Here is a 19,955-nt window from a genome sequence, read left to right on the forward strand (position 1 = left end):
CTTTCCACTTCATTTTATATTATATTTTTGATCGGAGGACATCATCATGGAAAAGAAGCTTGTTTACACTGGTAAGACCAAGGACGTGTTTGCTCTGGACAACGGCAACTACCTGCTGAAGTTCAAGGACGACTGCACCGGCAAGGACGGCGTGTTCGATCCCGGTGAGAACTCCGTTGGCCTGACCATTGACGGCGTGGGCGATGTCAACCTGCGCATGTCCATCTACTTCTTTGAAAAGATCAATGCCGCCGGCCTGAAGACCCACTACGTCTCCGCCAACCTGGAGGATACCACCATGGAGGTTCTGCCCGCTAAGGTGTTCGGCAAGGGCCTGGAGGTCATCTGCCGCCACAAGGCCGTGGGCAGCTTCCTGCGCCGCTACGGCGACTACATCGAGGAGGGCGCTGATCTGCCCGCCTATGTGGAGACCACCTTTAAAAATGACGCCCTGGGCGATCCCCTGGTCACCAAGGACGGCCTGGTGGTGCTGGGCGTGATGACGGAGGAGCAGTACGACGCCATCAAGGAGGAGACCCAGAAGATCACCCAGATCGTGGCTGACGACCTGAAGGAGAAGGGCCTGGTCCTCTACGACATCAAGTTTGAGTTCGGCTATGACGCCGACGGCCAGGTCATGCTCATTGACGAGGTGGCCTCCGGCAACATGCGTGTGTACAAGGACGGCAAGTACATCGATCCTATGACCCTGTCCAAGCTGTTCTTCGCCTAATCCCCCCACAGTCTGAGTTTTAACGAAGGAGTAACAAGAATGGGCGGTTTTTTCGGCGCTGTCTCCAAGCGCGACGTCTCCCTGGATATTTTCTTCGGGGTGGACTACCACTCCCATCTGGGTACCCGCCGGGGCGGCATGATCATTCATGACGCCCAGGACGGCTTCCAGCGGCAGATCCACTCCATTGAAAATACCCCTTTTCGCACCAAGTTTGAGAAGGACCTGACTGAGTTTCACGGCTGCAGCGGCATTGGCTGCATCAGCGATACGGACCCTCAGCCTCTGATGGTCCGCTCCCACCTGGGGCTGTACGCCATCACCACCGTGGGCATCATCAACAACTCTGAGGAGCTGGTACAGCAGTACTTTTCCGACCATGGCCACCAGTTCATGGCCATGAGTTCCGGGAAAATCAACTCTACCGAGCTGGCCGCCGCACTCATCAATCAGAAAGACGACCTGGTCAGCGGCATTCTTCACGCCCAGCAGGAGATCCAGGGCTCTCTCACCCTGCTGATCCTCAACGACAAGGGCGAGATCATCGCCGCACGGGACAAGCTGGGCCGTCTGCCTGTGCTGGTAGGCAAAAACGATCAGGGCCACTGTGTATCCTTTGAGTCCTTCGCCTACCACAAGCTGGGCTATGAGGACGCCTATGAGCTGGGCCCTCAGGAGATCGTCCGAATCACCGCTGACGGATTTGAGACCCTCTCCCCCGCCGGCAAGGACATGAAGATCTGCGCCTTCCTTTGGTCCTACTACGGCTACCCCAACTCCAATTACGAAGGAGTCAATGTGGAAGTCATGCGCTACCGCAACGGTGCCATCATGGCACGGGACGAGAAAAAGCGCGGCCAGTGCCCGGAGGTGGACTATGTGGCCGGCGTTCCCGACTCGGGCATTCCCCACGCCATCGGCTACGCCAACGAGAGCCAGGCTCACTTTGCCCGTCCCTTCGTCAAGTATACCCCCACCTGGCCCCGTTCCTTCATGCCCACCAATCAGGAGGTCCGCAACCAGGTGGCCAAGATGAAGCAGATTCCCGTTCCTGAGCTCATTCAGGACAAAAAGCTCCTGTTCGTGGACGACTCCATCGTCCGGGGCACCCAGCTGCGGGAGACGGTGGACTTTCTCTATGAGTCCGGGGCCAAGGAAGTGCATATGCGCTCGGCCTGTCCTCCCATTATGTACAGCTGCAAGTACCTGAACTTCTCCCGCGGCAACTCGGATATGGATCTGCTGGCCCGGCGCACCGTTCAGGAGCTGGAGGGAGACGAGGGGCAAAAGCACCTGGAGGAGTACTCCGATGTGAACACCGAGCGCGGCTCCTGTCTGCTCAAGTCGATCTGCGAAAAATTCGGATTTGATTCCCTGGGGTACCAGTCCCTGGACGGCCTGTTGGAGGCCATCGGTCTGGACCGGGATAAGGTTTGTACCTATTGCTGGACGGGCAAGGAGTAATCAGGTTCTGTCCGATCAATCTGGAGGTTTTAGAGATGAAAAATTCGCACTCCGCTTCCTACGCCGCCGCTGGCGTGGACGTCACCGCCGGCTACGAGGCCGTCAAGCGCATTAAGCCTATGGTGGAGTCCACCTATATCCCCGGCGTGATGGGCACCCTGGGGGGCTTTGGCGGCATGTTCGCCCCTGATGTGGCCGGCATGAAAAAGCCCGTGCTGGTCTCCGGTACCGACGGCGTGGGCACCAAGCTGCGCCTGGCCCAGCTGCTGGACAAGCACGACACCATCGGCATTGACTGCGTGGCTATGTGCGTCAACGACATCATCTGCGGCGGCGCCGCTCCCCTGTTCTTCCTGGACTACATCGCCTGCGGCAAAAATGATCCGGTGCGTATTGCCGAGATCGTCGCCGGCATTGCCGAGGGCTGCCGCCAGGGTGAGTGTGCCCTGGTAGGCGGCGAGACCGCCGAGCACCCCGGCATGATGCCCGAGGACGACTACGACGTGGCCGGCTTCTCCGTGGGCATTGTGGACGAGGAAAAGATCATCGACGGTAAGCGCCTGGCCGAAGGGGACGCCCTCATTGGCCTGGGCTCCACCGGCGTCCACTCCAACGGCTTCTCTCTGGTACGCAAGGTGCTGGACGTAGAGCACGCCGACCTCACCTCCCCCATGGAGGAGCTGGGCGGCAAGGCCCTGGGCGAGACCCTGCTCACCCCCACCCGGATCTACGTGAAGGCCATCAAGGCCCTGCTCAAGGAGGGTGTGGACATCCACGCCATCAGCCACATCACCGGCGGCGGCTTCTATGAGAACGTGCCCCGGATGATGACCGAGGGCCTCACTGCCCGCATCGATCTGAACTCCTTCCCCCGCCTGCCCATCTTTGACCTGATCCAGAAGAAGGGGAACATCCCTGAGCGGGATATGTACAACACCTTCAATATGGGTCTGGGCATGCTGCTGGCTCTCCCCGCCGATCAGGCGGACAAGGCCCTGGCCGTGCTGAAAGAAGCCGGTGAGCAGGCCTATCGGGTGGGCAGCGTAGTTGCCGGCGAGGACGGCGTGGAGCTGGTATGAAAAAGATCGCCGTACTGGTCTCCGGCGGCGGGACCAACCTGCAGGCCCTCCTGGACGCCCAGAACCGGGGGGAACTGGTTAACGGGGAAATCGTCGCCGTGATCTCCAACAACCCCCAGGCCTACGCCCTGGAGCGGGCCAAGAAGGCTGGAGTTGCCGGCTATGTGCTCTCCCGAGCGCAGTACCCCACCCCACGGGACCTCACCGTGGCCCTGGTGGAGAAGCTCCGGGAGCTGGACATTCAGCTGGTGGTGATGGCAGGCTTTATGACCATCGTGACGGAAGAGCTGTTTCAGTCCTATGCCAACGCCATCCTTAACATCCACCCCTCCCTGATCCCCTCCTTCTGCGGACCGGGCTGTTTTGGGCTCCACGTCCATGAAAAGGCCCTGGCCTACGGGGTCAAGGTGTCCGGCGCTACGGTCCACTTCGTCACCCAGGAGTGCGACGCTGGCCCCATCATCCTTCAGAAAACCGTGGAGGTCCTCCCGGACGACACGCCGGAGGTTCTTCAGCGCAGGATCATGGAAGAGTGCGAGTGGAAGCTGCTGCCGCAGGCCGTCAGCCTGTTCTGTCAGGACAAGCTGGTGGTGGAAGGACGAAACGTCCGTATTTTACAATAATTGGACGGTGTTTTCCCTTTACACCGGAAACGCGCCCGATACAAACCAACAAGCGATGTGACTGACGGAAGTGGACGAACCACGGGGAGCATCGCCTCTGTAAAAGCCGACCGTCTGGGCGCATCCATGGACAACACCACGGGTGCGCCCTTTTTGCACAGAAAGGAGACTCTTTCATGGAGCTTCAGCTGATTTTAACGGGTGGATTTCTGTTCCTGGGCGGCATTCTCCTCACATTCACGTTCCTGTATCCCCTGGGGATCATCCTGGCCATTTCAGGTCTGATCCCTTTGATCGTATTCTATTTCCGCTGCTTTAACCAGTGGCTGGATCTCCACTTACCCGATCCGTCCAAGCAGAAGAATAAGGAGGATTCCAATGGCAAAACTTGATTTGATGGACTACCTGTCCCAGCGCCCCTATCCCGGCCGGGGCATTCTGCTGGGGCTGTCCCATAACGACACTTGGGCCCAGGCCGTCATGGCTTACTTTATCATGGGCCGCAGTGAAAACAGCCGCAACCGGATTTTCGAAACCACTGAGGACGGCATCCGCACCAAAGCCTATGACGAGAGCAAGATGACCGACCCCTCCCTCATCATCTACCACCCGGTGCGCATGGTGTGTTCCACCACCATCGTCACCAATGGGGACCAGACGGACACGGTCCGGGATTTTCTTGTGGCGGGCAAGACCTTTGAGGAGTCCCTGCGTACCCGTGAGTATGAGCCCGACGAGCCCAACTTCACCCCCCGGATCTCCGGCCTCATGGACCGCTCCGGCAACTACCGCCTGTCCATTTTGAAGGAGGGCCAGGACCGCCTGTGCCAGCGGCAGTTCTTTGAGTATATGCCCCGGTACGGCACCGGCCACTTCATCAGCACCTACGAGGGCTTCGGCGATCCCCGTCCCTCCTTCCACGGCGAGCCGGTGGAGGTAGCCATCACCGCCAAGAGCGCTGACGAGCTGGCCGATCAGCTCTGGGGCAGCCTTAACGAGGACAACAAAGTCTCCCTCTTCGTGCGCTACATCGACCTGCGCAACGGCTTCCCTGAAACCGTCATCATCAATAAGCACGGTGAGCGCACCCACAGCGCCCCCAAGGCCTCCATCTGGAAGGAGGAGAACTGACATGACCGAACTGGAACTGAAATACGGCTGCAACCCCAACCAGAAGCCCGCCCGGATCTTCATGGAGGAAGGCGAGCTGCCCCTGAAGGTTTTAAACGGCCGTCCGGGGTACATCAACTTTATGGACGCTCTGAACTCCTGGCAGCTGGTCAAAGCCCTGAAACAGGCCACCGGCCTGCCTGCCGCTGCCTCCTTCAAGCATGTCTCCCCCGCCGGGGCCGCCCTGGGCCTGCCCCTCACCGAGGTGGAGCGGAAGATCTACTTTGCTCCCGAGGGGGACCTCTCCCCCATCGCCTGCGCCTACATCCGGGCCCGTGGAGCCGACCGCCTGTGCTCCTTCGGAGACTGGGCCGCCCTCAGTGACACCTGCGACGGCGACACCGCCCGCTTCCTGGCGGAGGAGGTCTCGGACGGCGTCATTGCCCCCGGTTACACCGACGAGGCGCTGGAAATTCTGAAAACCAAGCGCAAGGGCGGCTACAACGTCATTGAGATCGACCCGGAGTACACCCCCGCCCCCCTGGAGCGCCGGAACATCTTCGGCATTACCTTTGAACAGGGCTACAACGACCTGAAGATCGACGAGGCTATGCTCCAGAACATCGTCACCCAGAACAAGCAGCTGTCCCAGCAGGCCAAAAACGACATGCTCCTGGCCCTCATCACCCTGAAGTATACCCAGTCCAACTCCGTGTGCTATGTGAAAAACGGCCAGACCCTGGGCGTGGGCGCCGGCCAGCAGAGCCGCATCCACTGCACCCGTCTGGCCGGCAGCAAGGCGGACATCTGGTGGCTGCGCCAGCACCCCAAGGTTCTGGCTCTGGACTTTGTAGACGATATCCGCCGCCCCAACCGGGACAACGCCATCGACCTGTACATCTCTGACGAGCACGACGACGTGCTGGCCGACGGGGTGTGGCAGACCATCTTCAAGACGAAGCCTGAAGTGCTGACCCAGGAAGAAAAGTCCGCCTGGATCGCTCAGCTCTCCGGGGTCACCGTGGGCTCCGATGCCTTCTTCCCCTTCGGGGACAACGTGGAGCGTGCCCACAAGTCGGGCGTCCAGTACATCGTCCAGCCCGGCGGTTCCATCCGGGACGACCAGGTGATTGCCACCGCCGACAAGTACAACATGGTGATGGCCTTTACCGGAATCCGGCTGTTCCACCACTAAAGGCGCATCGCCTTTCTGCGGAAAGGCTGTCGCTTCGCTCCCATATGCGCCTTCCAGGGGGAACCAGTTCCCCCTGGATATGCGGTTTCGCCGCAATATCCCCTCCGCTCTCCGAGGGGGCCATGTGGGGAACCATACTGATCAAGCTTCTCCACAGAGGGGGCTACAAACAAATGAGAAATGAGGAATATCGCAATGAAAGTACTCGTAGTCGGCGGCGGCGGCCGTGAGCACGCCATTTGCTGGAAGCTGGCTCAGAGCCCCAAGGTAACTGAGCTCTATTGCGCCCCCGGTAACGGCGGCATTGCCCAGGTTGCCACCTGTGTGCCCATCAAGGCCACAAACGTAGACGGAATGGTAACGTGGGCCAAGGAGAACGCCATGGACTTTGTCATGGTGGCCCCTGATGATCCCCTGGCCCTGGGCATGGTGGATGCCATGGAGGCGGCCGGTATCCGGGCCTTCGGTCCACGGGCCAACGCTGCCATCATTGAGGCCAGCAAGGCCTTTTCCAAAGAACTGATGAAGAAATACCACATCCCTACTGCAAAGTATGAAACCTTTACAGAGCTTGATAAGGCTCTGGCCTACATTGCCCAGCAGGGTGCGCCCATCGTGGTCAAGGCCGACGGTCTGGCTCTGGGCAAGGGCGTGGTCGTGGCCTCCACCGTAGAGGAGGCTCAGGCCGCTGCCCGTGAGATGATGGAGGACAAGAAGTTTGGCGAGAGCGGCTCCACCGTGGTCATCGAGGAGTGCATGGTAGGCCCCGAGGTCACCGTGCTGGCCTTCTGCGACGGAGAGCACCTGGTTCCCATGCTGTCCTCTCAGGACCACAAGCGTGCCTATGACGGCAACCAGGGCCCCAACACCGGCGGCATGGGCGCCTTCTGCCCCTCCCCCAAGTACACCCCGGAGATCGCCAAGGTCTGTGAGGAGCAGATCTTCCGTCCCACTGTGGAGGCCCTGAAGACCGAGGGCCGGCCCTTCAAGGGGGTCATCTACTTCGGCCTCATGCTCACCAAGGACGGCCCCCGTGTGGTGGAGTACAACGCCCGCTTTGGCGACCCGGAGACCCAGCCCATCCTGTCCATGCTGGACAGCGACCTGATGGACATCTTCGAGGCCTGTGTGGACGGCACTCTGGACCAGATAGACATCAAGTGGAAACCCGGCGCGGCCTGCTGCATCGTACTGGCCTCCGGCGGCTATCCGGTGAAGTACCAGAGCGGCTACCCCATCTCCGGCCTGGAAGAGGCAGGCCAGTCCGCCACCGTCTTCCACGCGGGCACCAAGGCGGGAGAAAACGGTGAGATCCTCACCGCCGGCGGCCGCGTTCTGGGTGTTACCGCCACCGGAGCTACCCTGGAGGATGCCATTGCCAAGGCCTATGAGGCCGCCAAGCCCATCTCCTTCCAGGACATGCACTTCCGCACGGACATCGGTAAAGTATGAGCAAGCTTTCTCTCCAGGGGATCGTCTTTGACGCGGACGGCACCCTTTTTGACACTGAGCGTCTGGCCCGTACTGTCTGGCTGGGAGTAGCCCAGGAATGGAAGGCAACGGCGATTGCGGAGCACTACATGGAACTTATCGGCCGGAACCGGGAAGGGATCGTCGCCCTGCTCCGGTCGGTCTGTTCTGCGGATTTTCCTCTGGACGAATTTCTGGCCACTTGCTCCCAACGCAGCCGGGAAAAGCTGAACCGGGAGGGGGTGCCCGTGAAGGAAGGCGCGCGGGAACTGCTGGAATTCTGTGCTCAGAAACAGCTTCCCGTGGCCATGGCCACCTCCAGCGGATGGCCCACCACCCAGTTTAAGCTGGAAAGCTCTGGCCTGGAGCCATATTTTCAAGCGGTGATCACCGGAGATAAGGTCAGCCATGGCAAGCCTCACCCGGAAATCTACCTCACCGCCTGCCAGGCGCTGGACATCGATCCCGTCCATTCCATGGCAGTAGAGGACTCCAAAAATGGCGTACTCTCCGCCCATGCCGCCGGAATGATGACGGTGATGATTCCTGACCTCCTCCCCCCTACCCCAGAGCTGGAGGCACTGGCATTTCAGAAATTTACCTCCCTGTTAGAGCTAAAAGATTATCTGGCACAAGTGCTGTAATGGAAAACCGCCTGACACTGATTTTTTTGTGTCAGGCGGTTTTTTCATAAAAAGGGCCGGGATGGAATTCCATCCCGGCCCTTTGTGCTTATGAATGGAGGCGCTTAGCCCTCGTACATCTGCTGCAGACGGATGAGGTGCTCGTAACGGGCCTTGGCGGTCTCCTCGTTCTTGGCGAACAGTTCCTTGGCGCGCTCGGGGAAGGAGCGGGTCAGGGAGGAGTAGCGGGCCTCGTTCATCAGGAACTCCTGATAGCCGCCGGCGGGAGCCTTGCTGTCCAGGGTGAAGGGGTTCTTGCCCTCAGCCTTGGCAGCGGGGTTGAAGCGGAACATATTCCAGTAGCCGCACTCAACCGCCTTCTTCATCTCAGCCTGGCAGTTGGCCATGCCGCCCTTGATGGAATGCATCTCACAGGGAGCGTAGCCGATGATCAGGGAAGGACCGTGATAGGCCTCAGCCTCAGCAATGGCCTTCAGGGTCTGGTTGGGGTTGGCGCCCATGGCAACCTGAGCCACATACACGTAGCCGTAGGTCATGGCGATCTCAGCCAGAGACTTCTTGGGCATCACCTTACCGGCAGCGGCGAACTGAGCCACCTGGCCGATGTTGGAGGCCTTGGAAGCCTGGCCGCCGGTGTTGGAGTAGACCTCAGTATCGAAGACGAAGATGTTCACATCCTCGCCGGAAGCCAGGACGTGGTCCACACCGCCGTAACCGATGTCGTAGGCCCAGCCGTCGCCGCCGAAGATCCACACGGACTTCTTGGCCAGGTACTCCTGATCCCGGAGGATATCCCGGCCCAGAGCGCAGGCCTCGCAGGGGCAGTCTTCCTTCACGGCATCCTGGAGGGCAGCCACATACTTCTTGGTGGCCTCGCCGTTGGCGGCGCCGTCCTCCATGGTGTCCAGCCACTCCTTGCCGGCAACCTTGACGGCCTCGTCGGTGTAGTCGATGGCGATCAGAGCCTCGGTCTTGGCGGCCAAACGGCTGCGGATGGCCTTCTGGCCCAGATACAGGCCCAGGCCGTGCTCGGCGTTGTCCTCAAACAGGGAGTTGGCCCAGGCGGGACCGTGACCCTCAGCATTGGTGGTGTAGGGAGAGGTAGCAGCGGGACCGCCCCAGATGGAGGAACAGCCGGTGGCGTTGGAGATATACATCCGGTCGCCGAACAGCTGGGTGATGAGACGGGCGTAAGCGGTCTCGGCACAGCCGGCGCAGGAACCGGAGAACTCCAGCAGAGGCTTCTTGAACTGGCTGCCCTTCACGGTCAGGTCGGCCACGTCCTCCTTCACGGTGACATTGGCCACCATGTAGTCGAACACGTCCTGCTGCTTGGCCTCCTGCTCCTGAGGCACCATGGTCAGGGCCTTCACGGGGCAGATGTTGGCACACACGGAGCAGCCCATACAATCCAGGGGGCTGACCGCGATGGAGAACTTGTAGGTGCCCTTGCCCTTGCCGGCCTTCACGTCCACGATCTTGGCGGCCTCGGGAGCCTTGGCGGCCTCCTCCTCGGTCAGGGCGAAGGGACGGATGGTGGCGTGGGGGCAGACGTAGGAGCACTGGTTACACTGGATACACTTGGTGGCATCCCAGGTGGGAACCTGAACGGCCACGCCGCGCTTCTCATAGGCGGCAGCGCCCAGCTCGAAGGTGCCGTCGGCGTGAGGCACGAAGGCGGAAACAGGCAGGCTGTCGCCGTCCATGCGGTCCACAGGATCCAGGATCTTGTTGACCATGTCCACCAGCTTCACGGGGCCGGTGTGCTTGCTGACCTTCTCTTCGTCCTTGGCATCCTTCCAGGAAGCGGGCACATCGATCTTCACATAGGCGGTGGCGCCGGCGTCGATGGCCTTGTGGTTCATGTCAACCACGTCCTGGCCCTTCTTCAGGTAGGAGTGGGTGGCAGCGTCCTTCATGTACTGGATGGCCTCGGCCTCGGGCATAACCTTGGCCAGGGAGAAGAAGGCGGACTGGAGGATGGTGTTGGTACGCTTGCCCATGCCGATCTGAGCGGCCAGGTCGATGGCGTTGATGGTGTACAGCTGGATGTCGTTCTCCGCGATATACCGCTTGGCCTCAGCGGACAGGTGGTGCTCCAGCTCCTCCTTGGACCACTGGCAGTTGATCATAAAGACACCGCCGGGCTTCACGTCACGCACCATGGGGAAGTTCTTGGTGACGTAAGAGGGGTTGTGGCAGGCCACGAAGTCGGCCTTGTTGATGTAGTAGGGGCTGCGGATGGGCTTGTCGCCGAAACGCAGGTGGCTGATGGTCACACCGCCGGTCTTCTTGGAGTCGTACTGGAAGTAGGCCTGCACGTACTTGTCGGTGTGGTCGCCGATGATCTTGATGGAGTTCTTGTTGGCGCCAACGGTACCGTCGCCGCCCAGGCCCCAGAACTTGCACTCGATGGTGCCCTCAGCAGCGGTATTGGGAGAGGCCTTCTCCTCCAGGGAGGTGTTGGTCACATCGTCCACAATGCCGATGGTGAAGTGGTTCTTGGGCTCGGCCTGAGCCAGGTTCTCATACACGGCAAACACGCTCTTGGGCGGGGTGTCCTTGGAACCCAGACCATAGCGGCCGCCCACGACAGTCTTGTCGGTGATGCCGGCGCCGGCCAGAGCGGTGATCACGTCCAGGTACAGAGGATCGCCCAGAGCGCCGGGCTCCTTGGTGCGGTCCAGAACCGCGATCTTCTTGGCGGTAGCGGGGATGGCGGCGATGAGCTTGTCCGCACGGAAGGGGCGGTACAGACGGACCTTGATGAGGCCCACCTTCTCACCGTGGGCGTTCATGTAGTCGATGACCTCCTCGGCCACGTCACAGATGGAACCCATGGCGATGATCACCCGGTCGGCGTCAGCAGCGCCGTAGTAGTTGAACAGCTGATAGTTGGTGCCCAGCTTGGCATTGACCTTGCCCATGTACTCCTCCACGATCTCGGGGAGGGCATCATAGTACTTGTTGGCAGCCTCGCGGTGCTGGAAGAAGATGTCGCCGTTCTCGTGGGAGCCGCGCATGGTGGGGTGCTCGGGGTTCAGCGCGCGCTTACGGAAGGCGTTGACCGCGTCCATGTCCACCATCTCAGCCAGGTCGTTATAATCCCAAATGGCGACCTTCTGGATCTCGTGGGAGGTACGGAAGCCGTCGAAGAAGTTGATAAAGGGAACGCGGCCCTTGATGGCGGCCAGGTGGGCCACAGCACCCAGGTCCATAACCTCCTGCACGTTGCCCTCAGCCAGCATGGCAAAGCCGGTCTGGCGGCAGGCCATCACGTCGGAGTGGTCACCAAAGATGTTCAGAGACTGGGTGGCCACGGTACGGGCGGAGACATGGAACACACAGGGCAGCAGCTCGCCGGCGATCTTGTACATGTTGGGGATCATCAGCAGCAGGCCCTGGGAGGCGGTATAAGTGGTGGTCAGGGCGCCCGCATTCAGCGAGCCGTGAACGGTACCGGCGGCACCGGCCTCAGACTGCATCTCGATGACCTTGACAGTGGTACCGAAGATGTTCTTCTGGCCCTGGGCCGCCCACTGGTCAACATAGTCAGCCATGGGGCTGGACGGTGTAATGGGGTAAATGCCCGCTACTTCGGTAAAGGCGTAGCTGACATATGCCGCAGCATTGTTGCCGTCCATGGTTTTGAACTTTCTTGCCATAGAGTTCCCTACTTTCTTCCTTATTTTGGGGCGTGGAAGCCACGCCCCGGAAACGCTTTCTGCTCTATTGTACAGCCCTGTCCAAATCTGGCTATGGTGAAAACAGTTATAGATGCTATAGCTGTTTAATTATGCCGGGACATAACAGTACCGCACCCCGGCAGAAAGGGTGCTGGTCATTTTTGTGTACGGGGACAGTGTATCACTTTTTTAAGTGTTTGTAAACTTTTTACCTGCATTTTTTCAGCCTCACGGGCAAAAAAATCCCCTCCATGTTCCTCCTCCCTTTTCCGCCACCCCGATCCACAGTCCTTTTCTCCGAGAACAACGGTCCGGGAGGCGCCCCCGTTTCCTTCGCTCTTGAAAAGCAGGGAAGAAACAGGTAAAATGGTTTTATTATACTGACACATTTCTAAGGAGGAGGTGGGGGCAGTGGTCTGTTCCATTCGTTCCCTGGGACTGCAGGGGGTGTCCGGCTATCCGGTGTCTGCCGAGTGCGACCTGTCCAGCGGCCTGCCCGCCTTTACGGTGGTGGGCCTGCCTGACGCGGCAGTGAGTGAGGCTCGGGAGCGGGTACGTGCGGCCATCAAGAACTGCGGCTTTACCTTCCCCGTCAGCCGGATCACCGTCAACCTGGCCCCTGCCCATGTGAAAAAGGTGGGCACCCTGTACGACTTGCCCATTCTGGTGGGAATTCTGGCCGCAGGCGGACAGCTGAAGCTGCCGAAAGGCAACTGCGCCTTTGTGGGGGAATTGTCCCTGTCGGGTCAGCTGCGGCCCTGCGCGGGTATGCTTCCCATGGCCCTGGCCGCAAAACGGGCGGGCATTGAGGTACTGTTTGTCCCCGAGGACAATGCCGCCGAGGCCACTCTGGCCGAAGGCCCCACCATTTATCCCCTCCGGGATGTGGGGCAGCTGGTGCGCCACCTCACCGGGGAGGAGCCCCTCTCCCCCGCCCCGGCCTGGAAGCCGGGCAGTCAGACGGTCCACTGTCCCGACTTTTCCGAGGTGAAAGGCCAGGAGCAGGTGAAGCGGGCCCTGGAAATTGCCGCCGCCGGAGGGCACAGTCTTCTCATGTCCGGCCCTCCGGGGACGGGCAAGTCCATGCTGGCCCGGCGCCTGCCGGGAATTTTGCCCGACATGACCCAGGAAGAGGCCCTGGAATCCACCGAGATCCACTCGGTCATGGGCCTGACCACCCCGGAGCAGCCCCTGATCACCCTGCGTCCCTTCCGCTCGCCCCACCACACCGTCTCCTCCACCGGAATGGCGGGCGGCGGCTCCAACCCCCGTCCGGGCGAGATCTCTCTGGCTCACAACGGGGTCCTGTTTCTGGACGAGCTGCCCGAATTTCCCAAGGAGGTGCTGGAGGTGCTGCGCCAGCCTCTGGAGGACGGCCAGGTCCAGATCTCCCGCGCCGCAGGCACCGTCACCTACCCCAGCCGCTTTATGCTGGTGTGTGCCATGAACCCCTGTAAGTGCGGCTGGTACGGCCACCCCTCCGGCCGGTGCCGGTGCACCGAAAGCGAGGTCAAGAAGTATCTCTCCCGTCTCTCCGGGCCTCTGCTGGACCGACTGGACCTGTTTGTGGAGGTAGCTCCCTTGGAATTTGAGGAGCTGGCCCAGGGGGAACGCTCTGAGTCCTCCACCCAGGTCAAGGTCCGTGTGGACAAGGCCCGGAATCTCCAAACCGCCCGTCAGGACCTCACCGGAGTCCCCTGCAACGCCCGGCTGGGCCGAGAGGGACTGGACCGGTTCTGTGCCCTGGACGAGGGGTGCCAGAGACTGATGAAAGGCGCCTTCGACCGCATGGGCCTCACTGCCCGGAGCTACGACCGCATCCTCCGGGTGGCCCGGACCATCGCCGATCTGGATGGAAGCGACGCCATTCAGGTCCCCCACCTGGCCGAAGCACTTCAGTACCGTCCCCCCGCCTATCTGCGCCGTTAGAAATAAAATGTCCCTCTCCGCATAATGCAGAGAGGGACATTTTCCGTTTAATGGGGCATCTCCCAGGCGGTATGGTCGGTGTGCAGCAGCTCCTCGGCACGCTCGCTGAGGGGCTCACCCAAAAATTCGCTGTAAAGCTTTTGTACTTGCGGATTTTTGTGAGAGAGGCGAATTGCATTCTTTTTATCCAGCTGATATAGGGTCTCTCCCCGCTGGGGCGCCCGCTCCTCCTCGTCCATGGAGATGGGCTGTCCGCCGCCGCCCACGCAGCCGCCGGGGCAGGCCATGACCTCTACAAAGTCGTAGTGGACCTTGCCCGCACGCAGGCGCTCCATCAGCGCTCTGGCGTTGCCCAGCCCGCTGACCACCGCACAGCGCAGGGTGGTGCCGCCCAGCTCATAGACGGCCTCCCGGAAACCGGGGCCGGTACGTACCTGGCTGAATTGCTCCGGGGAAGGCTCCTGTCCGGTGAGCACACAGCAGGCAGTACGCAAAGCGGCCTCCATCACCCCGCCGGTCACTCCAAAGATGGCCCCCGCTCCGGTGTGGACGCCCATGGGGTCGTCCAGAGGCTCCTCGGGCAGACTGGCCGGGTCCAGCTTGTCGGCCCGGATCATCCGCACCAGCTCCCGTGTGGTGAGTACCAGATCCACGTCCCGGCCATGTTCCGTGGCCATGGTGGGCAGCTCGCTCTCCGCCTTTTTGGCTACACAGGGCATGATGGACACACAGAAGATCTTTTCCGGCTCCACCCCCAGCTTCTGGGCAAACCAGGTTTTCGCTATGCTGCCGAACATCTGCTGGGGGCTTTTGGCCGTGGACAGCTGGCCCACCAGCTCCGGGTACTGGCTCTTCAGGAACCGCACCCAGCCGGGGCAGCAGCTGGTGAACATGGGCCAGCACTCCAGCTCTCCGGTTTTCATGCGCCGCAGCAGCTCGTGGCCCTCCTCCATGATCGTGAGGTCGGCGGCAAAATTGGTGTCAAAGACATAGTCAAAGCCCAGACGGCGCAAAGTGGCCGCCATGCGCTCCACGGTGGCCTCCTCCCTGCTGAGTCCAAAGTACTCCCCCCAGGCGGTACGCACCGCGGGGGCCACCTGGACCACGGTGATCTTCTCCGGGTCAGCCAGGGCGGCAAAGGCCGGTTTGGTGTCGCTGCGCTCCCGCATACCTCCAGTGGGACAGTGGGTAATACACTGGCCGCACAGGGCACAGTCGGAGTCCTTGATGACCCGGTTGCCCGACACGTCAATGGTCGCCCGGCCGCCGGTACCGGTCAGCTCCCAAATACCCAGGGACTGGACCTTGTCACATACCTGAATGCAGCGCATGCACTTGATACATTTATTATAATCATGGAACAGCGGGAAGGTCGTGGTCCAGGCCCGGCGCAGACCCTGGGGCAGCTGGGTCTCATAGGGGACGGTGATGATCCCCAGATCGTTGGCGATGGTCTGGAGGGCACAGTTGCCGCTGCGCACACACAGGGCACACATGCAGTCATGCTGGGACAGCATGAGCTCCACATTGATCCGGCGGGTGGTCCTGGCTCGGGGAGAGTTAGTGTGCACCACCATTCCCTCCCGTACGGGGGTATTGCAGGCGGTGACCATGGCCCGCTCTCCCTCCACCTCCACGCAGCAAACCCGGCAGGCGGCAATTTCGTTGATATCCTTTAAATAGCAAAGGTGTGGGATCTGGATTCCTACCTGGGCAGCAGCCTGCAAAATGGTGGTGCCCTCCTCCGCCTGAACAATCTGATCGTTGATGGTCAAGGTTACCATTCTGTCTCTCTGCCTCCTTTAAAGCTGCCGTACCCGAAGTGATCGCACCGCAGGCACCGGCTGGACTCCTGCTGTGCCTCCTCCAGGGTCATCCCTTCCTTCACCAGAGAGAAATCACCCACACAGCCCCGCAGGTGCCGGTTGCGCAGGTTCACCCGGCCGCAGGGCGGGGTGTTGGTCAGGTGGGCAGGCGGGATTTCCACGTCGCAGCTGATTTTATGGTCAAAGCCCAGATAATTGTCAATGTTAGCGGCAGCCACCTTTCCAGCCGCCACTGCCCGAATGACCGTAGCGGGGCCGGAAACCGCATCGCCTCCGGCAAAGACATTGTCCACACCAGGTACCGCGCTGCTCAGATCCGCCAAAATGGCGCCCCGGCGGGTAGTGACGCCGATGGTCTCAAAGGGCTGGGCTTCGATGGCCTGGCCAATGGCCACGATCACATAGTCGCAGGGAATCCGGAACTGCTTCGCGTCCGCTCCGGCAGGGGCGGGCCGGCCATCCCGGCCATAGCGGCCGATGATCTGAGGTTTCGTCCACAGGGCGGCCACTTTGCCCTCTTCGTCCGCCTCAATATGATCGGGGGCCTGGAGGGGCAGGATCTGGCAGCCCTCGGCCATGGCCTCCTCAATTTCCTCGCTGAGGGCGGTCATATCATCCACCCGGCGGCGGTAGACGCAGGTGACCTGCTCCGCCCCCAGGCGAAGAGCCGTGCGGGTGGCGTCCATGGACACATTTCCGCCGCCGATGACACATACCCGCTTGCCGGTAAAGTCGGGGATATTCCCCTCTCCCACGCCCCGGAGCAGCTCCACGGCGCTGATGACATTTTTGCTGTCCTCTCCAGGCAGGCCCAGCTTCTTGTCCGTGTGGGCGCCAATGGCAATATAGACCGCATCGTAGCTGCGCTGGATCTCCTCCATGGGCACCTCCCGGCCCACAGAGACGCCGGTATGTACCTGGACTCCCGCCGAGAGAATATGGGCAATGTCCCGGTCCAGCACATCCTGGGGCAGCCGGTAATCAGGAATTCCGTAGCGGAGCATGCCGCCCAGCTTGGGCCGCTGCTCATATACCGTGACGGCGTGGCCCATACAGGACAGGTAGTAAGCCGCAGTCAGGCCGCAGGGGCCGCCGCCGATGACAGCCACCCGCTTTCCCGTCTCCTCCGCACGGGGCGGGGCGGGCAAGTCTCCCGCGTGGTCCACGGCAAACCGCTTCAGGCCGCAGATATTCACGCTGTCATCCACCATCTTCCGCCGGCACTGCTCCTCACAGGGGTGCTCACACACATAGGCGCAGGCCGCCGGGAAGGGATTGTCCTTTCGAATGAGGCGCACCGCATCCTCATACCGGCCCATGCGGATGAGGGCCACATATCCCGGAATATCCACATGGGCGGGGCAGGTGGACACGCAGGGCACCGGGTGGCTCAGCCCGCAGATACACCGGCCGCTTCGCACATGCTCCTCATAGTCCTCCCGAAAGCCTCGCACCCCTTTGAGCACCATATGGGCCGCCTCATAACCGATGGCACAGTCGGCAGAATCCGCGATCACCTGTGCAGTACTTTCAATGAGATCAATGGTAGGCAGATCGGCCGTGCGGTCCAGCACCCGCTCGATGAGTACCGCCAGCTGATTGAGCCCTACCCGGCAGGGCACGCACTTGCCGCAGGTCTGCGCGTGACAAAGGCGCAGAAAGTTCAGGGACATGTCCACCGGGCAAAGTCCCGGCTGGCTGGAACGGATCCTCCGGTCCATGTCCATATACAATCCGCTTAATACGGTTTGAGCTCTTCCAGGGTTTTCAATGGAAAGCCGGCTCAAGTTCATTCCTCCTTCCAAAATTAGGGGCATTGCACCCCTGCATCATTCCCCCCACCCGGTTCCTTCCCTCCGGGCAGGACGACAAATCAAGGAAATTGTACACTATATTTTTCCAAAAGGGAAGGTTTAACTGGTTTCCCGCTATCCAGCTTTTTTCACAAGCTATTTCCGGTTCGCAACTGCGTTTCTCAACATTTGTCTTTAATTTTATTAGGGATTCTCCCTTTTTTCTTTTCTTTTTTTATATTTATACGCCATACTTTTAAGATATAGCAATTATACAATAGTAGTACTTTTCATTATATCAATTTTCATGTAAAATACAAGACGTAAGGAAAACATGCGGTGTAATTATGATGTTTTCACAAAAAATGAGAAGCGGAGGAATTACCATGAATCTGGAAGAAGCCATGACCATCAAGCTGGATTATGAGCTGCCCGAGTACCCCGCCTTTGACCCCCAGTATCGTCGGGCTCCCCGCCGGGAGTCCCACCTGAGCGAGTCTGATAAGGCCCTTGCCATTAAGAACGCCCTGCGCTACATCCACCCCGACCATCACGAGCAGATGGCCAAGGAGTTTGCTCAGGAGCTGGAGGAGCACGGCCGTATCTACGGCTACCGCTTCCGTCCCGCCGGCAAGCTGTACGGCAAGCCCATCGACGAGTACAAGGGTGTGTGCATCGAGGGCCGCGCCATCCAGGTGATGATCGACAACAACCTGGACTTCGACATCGCTCTGTATCCCTACGAGCTGGTTACCTACGGTGAGACCGGTCAGGTTTGCCAGAACTGGATGCAGTACCGCCTGATCAAGAAGTACCTGGAGGTCCTGACCGACGAGCAGACCCTGGTGGTCATGTCCGGTCACCCCCTGGGCCTGTTCCACAGCCACAAGCTGGCTCCCCGTGTTATCATCTCCAACGGCCTGATGGTCGGTACCTTCGACAACCAGAAGGACTTCAACCGTGCCGCTGCTATCGGCGTGGCCAACTACGGCCAGATGACCGCCGGCGGCTGGATGTACATCGGTCCTCAGGGCATCGTGCACGGCACCTTCAACACCCTGCTGAACGCCGGCCGTCTGAAGCTGGGTATCCCCCAGGACGGCAACCTGGCCGGCCGTCTGTTCGTCTCCGCCGGTCTGGGCGGCATGTCTGGTGCTCAGGGCAAGGCCGCTGAGATCGCCGGCGCTGCTTCCATCATCGCCGAGGTGGACGACTCCCGTATCGAGACCCGTTACAGCCAGGGCTGGGTCAGCCACCGCACCTCCAGCCTGGAGGAGGCTTGGGCCATCGCCAAGGAGCACATGGAGAAGAAGGAGCCCTGCGCTGTCGCTTACCACGGCAACGTAGTGGACCTGCTGGAGTACCTGTACGACAACAACATCCACGTGGATCTGCTGTCCGACCAGACCTCCTGCCACGTGCCTTACGACGGCGGCTACTGCCCCCAGGGCCTGAGCTTCGAGGAGCGCACCGACATGCTGGACAAGGACCCCGAGGGCTTTGCCAAGCTGGTTGACAAGACCCTGCAGCATCACTATGAGATGATCTGCAAGCTCCACGAGCGGGGCACCTACTTCTTCGACTACGGCAACAGCTTCCTGAAGGCCGTGTACGACACCGGCGTGAAGTCCATCTGCAAGAACGGCGAGAACGACCTGGACGGCTTCATCTTCCCCTCCTACGTGGAAGACATCCTCGGTCCCTGCCTGTTCGACTTCGGCTACGGTCCCTTCCGTTGGTGCTGCCTGTCCCGGAACCCCGAGGACCTGGACAAGACCGACGCCGCCGCCGCCGAGTACATCAAGGAGCACAACCGCCGCTATCAGGACTACGACAACTATGTCTGGGTCCGCGACGCGAAGAAGAACAAGCTGGTTGTCGGCACCCAGTGCCGTATCCTCTATCAGGACGCTCTGGGCCGCATGAGCATCGCTCTGAAGTTCAACGAGATGGTCCGTAACGGCGAGATCGGTCCCGTTATCCTTGGCCGTGACCACCACGATACTGGCGGAACCGACGCCCCCTTCCGTGAGACCTCCAACATCAAGGACGGCTCCAACATCATGGCTGAGATGGCTACCCAGTGCTACGCCGGCAACGCTGCCCGCGGCATGAGCTACATCGCCCTCCACAACGGTGGCGGTACCGGTATCGGTAACTCCATCAACGGCGGCTTCGGCATGGTGCTGGACGGCTCCGAGCGCGTGGACACCATCCTGAAGATGGCTATGCCTTGGGATACCATGATCGGTGTTTCCCGCCGCGCCTGGGCCCGCAACGAGAACGCTCTGACCACCGTTGCTGAGTACAACAAGATCTACGAGGGTCAGGACCACATCACTCTGCCCTACCTGGCTGACGACGCTGTCGTGGCTGAGGCTGTGAAGGGCATGAAGGGCTAAG

14 protein-coding genes and 1 riboswitch are annotated in these 19,955 nt (G+C 60.6%); of the genes, 11 read left to right on the forward strand and 3 right to left on the reverse strand.

Annotated features, from left to right (window positions below; translation table 11 throughout):
- The first annotated feature begins 46 nt into the window (after nucleotides 1–46).
- The 9 genes from ACTQ3R_RS03360 to ACTQ3R_RS03400 all read left to right on the forward strand — a co-directional run bounded on the left by ACTQ3R_RS03360 (nucleotide 47) and on the right by ACTQ3R_RS03400 (nucleotide 8,318).
- The gene (locus tag ACTQ3R_RS03360) at nucleotides 47–733 is read left to right on the forward strand and encodes a phosphoribosylaminoimidazolesuccinocarboxamide synthase (protein WP_441777983.1); all 687 of its coding nucleotides are present in this window, start codon (nucleotides 47–49) and stop codon (nucleotides 731–733) included.
- 39 nt (nucleotides 734–772) lie between these two features.
- Entirely contained in the window at nucleotides 773–2,197 is a 1,425-nt protein-coding gene (locus ACTQ3R_RS03365) for an amidophosphoribosyltransferase (protein WP_441777984.1), read from the forward strand.
- A gap of 35 nt (nucleotides 2,198–2,232) precedes the next feature.
- Nucleotides 2,233–3,276, forward strand: a complete 1,044-nt coding sequence (purM, locus tag ACTQ3R_RS03370; RefSeq protein ID WP_441777985.1) for a phosphoribosylformylglycinamidine cyclo-ligase — start codon at nucleotides 2,233–2,235, stop codon at nucleotides 3,274–3,276.
- A complete protein-coding gene (gene purN / locus ACTQ3R_RS03375) occupies nucleotides 3,273–3,899 on the forward strand; it encodes a phosphoribosylglycinamide formyltransferase (RefSeq protein WP_441777986.1) in 627 nt (208 codons plus the stop codon). Before purM ends, purN begins: the two co-directional genes overlap by 4 nt.
- A gap of 47 nt (nucleotides 3,900–3,946) precedes the next feature.
- A riboswitch (ZMP/ZTP riboswitch) is annotated at nucleotides 3,947–4,026 on the forward strand.
- A gap of 49 nt (nucleotides 4,027–4,075) precedes the next feature.
- Nucleotides 4,076–4,291, forward strand: a complete 216-nt coding sequence (locus tag ACTQ3R_RS03380) for a hypothetical protein (protein ID WP_441777987.1) — start codon at nucleotides 4,076–4,078, stop codon at nucleotides 4,289–4,291.
- The gene (locus tag ACTQ3R_RS03385) at nucleotides 4,278–5,030 is read left to right on the forward strand and encodes an IMP cyclohydrolase (protein WP_441777988.1); all 753 of its coding nucleotides are present in this window, start codon (nucleotides 4,278–4,280) and stop codon (nucleotides 5,028–5,030) included. The genes ACTQ3R_RS03380 and ACTQ3R_RS03385 overlap by 14 nt, the downstream gene beginning before the upstream one ends.
- A 1-nt stretch (nucleotide 5,031) precedes the next feature.
- Nucleotides 5,032–6,204, forward strand: a complete 1,173-nt coding sequence (locus ACTQ3R_RS03390) for a phosphoribosylaminoimidazolecarboxamide formyltransferase (protein WP_441777989.1) — start codon at nucleotides 5,032–5,034, stop codon at nucleotides 6,202–6,204.
- A gap of 195 nt (nucleotides 6,205–6,399) precedes the next feature.
- Nucleotides 6,400–7,656, forward strand: a complete 1,257-nt coding sequence (purD, locus tag ACTQ3R_RS03395; protein ID WP_441777990.1) for a phosphoribosylamine--glycine ligase — start codon at nucleotides 6,400–6,402, stop codon at nucleotides 7,654–7,656.
- Complete coding sequence (locus ACTQ3R_RS03400; RefSeq protein ID WP_441777991.1) at nucleotides 7,653–8,318, forward strand: HAD family hydrolase; 666 nt, start codon at nucleotides 7,653–7,655, stop codon at nucleotides 8,316–8,318. The genes purD and ACTQ3R_RS03400 overlap by 4 nt, the downstream gene beginning before the upstream one ends.
- Before the next feature lie 104 nt (nucleotides 8,319–8,422).
- On the opposite strand, the gene nifJ is transcribed toward ACTQ3R_RS03400, so the two are convergent.
- Entirely contained in the window at nucleotides 8,423–11,983 is a 3,561-nt protein-coding gene (nifJ, locus tag ACTQ3R_RS03405; RefSeq protein ID WP_441777992.1) for a pyruvate:ferredoxin (flavodoxin) oxidoreductase, read from the reverse strand.
- A gap of 432 nt (nucleotides 11,984–12,415) precedes the next feature.
- On the opposite strand from nifJ, the gene ACTQ3R_RS03410 reads away from it, so the two are divergent.
- Nucleotides 12,416–13,933, forward strand: coding sequence for a YifB family Mg chelatase-like AAA ATPase (locus ACTQ3R_RS03410; protein ID WP_441777993.1), 1,518 nt, complete (start codon nucleotides 12,416–12,418; stop codon nucleotides 13,931–13,933).
- A gap of 47 nt (nucleotides 13,934–13,980) precedes the next feature.
- Here the strand turns inward: ACTQ3R_RS03410 and ACTQ3R_RS03415 are convergent, their stop codons facing one another.
- Together ACTQ3R_RS03415 and ACTQ3R_RS03420 are read right to left on the reverse strand one after the other, a co-directional pair.
- Nucleotides 13,981–15,717, reverse strand: a complete 1,737-nt coding sequence (locus tag ACTQ3R_RS03415) for a [FeFe] hydrogenase, group A (RefSeq protein WP_441777994.1) — start codon at nucleotides 15,715–15,717, stop codon at nucleotides 13,981–13,983.
- Nucleotides 15,711–17,546: an NAD(P)-binding protein gene (locus ACTQ3R_RS03420; protein WP_441777995.1), complete on the reverse strand. Its 1,836-nt coding sequence runs from the start codon at nucleotides 17,544–17,546 to the stop codon at nucleotides 15,711–15,713. The genes ACTQ3R_RS03415 and ACTQ3R_RS03420 overlap by 7 nt, the downstream gene beginning before the upstream one ends.
- A gap of 392 nt (nucleotides 17,547–17,938) precedes the next feature.
- On the opposite strand from ACTQ3R_RS03420, the gene ACTQ3R_RS03425 reads away from it, so the two are divergent.
- Nucleotides 17,939–19,954, forward strand: a complete 2,016-nt coding sequence (locus ACTQ3R_RS03425) for a urocanate hydratase (RefSeq protein WP_441777996.1) — start codon at nucleotides 17,939–17,941, stop codon at nucleotides 19,952–19,954.
- Nucleotide 19,955 lies beyond the last annotated feature (1 nt).

The sequence above is a fragment of the Lawsonibacter sp. LCP25S3_E2 genome, assembly GCF_052117285.1.
In the GTDB taxonomy this organism is placed as follows: domain Bacteria; phylum Bacillota; class Clostridia; order Oscillospirales; family Oscillospiraceae; genus Lawsonibacter.

What these genes read in the sequence shown, in the direction of transcription:
- ACTQ3R_RS03415 (WP_441777994.1), bottom strand. Translation starts at nt 15,717, where the DNA reads ATGGTAACCTTGACCATCAACGATCAGATTGTTCAGGCGGAGGAGGGC.
- ACTQ3R_RS03380 (WP_441777987.1), top strand. Translation starts at nt 4,076, where the DNA reads ATGGAGCTTCAGCTGATTTTAACGGGTGGATTTCTGTTCCTGGGCGGC.
- purD (WP_441777990.1), top strand. Translation starts at nt 6,400, where the DNA reads ATGAAAGTACTCGTAGTCGGCGGCGGCGGCCGTGAGCACGCCATTTGC.
- ACTQ3R_RS03425 (WP_441777996.1), top strand. Translation starts at nt 17,939, where the DNA reads ATGAATCTGGAAGAAGCCATGACCATCAAGCTGGATTATGAGCTGCCC.
- ACTQ3R_RS03400 (WP_441777991.1), top strand. Translation starts at nt 7,653, where the DNA reads ATGAGCAAGCTTTCTCTCCAGGGGATCGTCTTTGACGCGGACGGCACC.
- nifJ (WP_441777992.1), bottom strand. Translation starts at nt 11,983, where the DNA reads ATGGCAAGAAAGTTCAAAACCATGGACGGCAACAATGCTGCGGCATAT.
- purN (WP_441777986.1), top strand. Translation starts at nt 3,273, where the DNA reads ATGAAAAAGATCGCCGTACTGGTCTCCGGCGGCGGGACCAACCTGCAG.
- ACTQ3R_RS03365 (WP_441777984.1), top strand. Translation starts at nt 773, where the DNA reads ATGGGCGGTTTTTTCGGCGCTGTCTCCAAGCGCGACGTCTCCCTGGAT.
- ACTQ3R_RS03360 (WP_441777983.1), top strand. Translation starts at nt 47, where the DNA reads ATGGAAAAGAAGCTTGTTTACACTGGTAAGACCAAGGACGTGTTTGCT.
- ACTQ3R_RS03390 (WP_441777989.1), top strand. Translation starts at nt 5,032, where the DNA reads ATGACCGAACTGGAACTGAAATACGGCTGCAACCCCAACCAGAAGCCC.
- purM (WP_441777985.1), top strand. Translation starts at nt 2,233, where the DNA reads ATGAAAAATTCGCACTCCGCTTCCTACGCCGCCGCTGGCGTGGACGTC.
- ACTQ3R_RS03385 (WP_441777988.1), top strand. Translation starts at nt 4,278, where the DNA reads ATGGCAAAACTTGATTTGATGGACTACCTGTCCCAGCGCCCCTATCCC.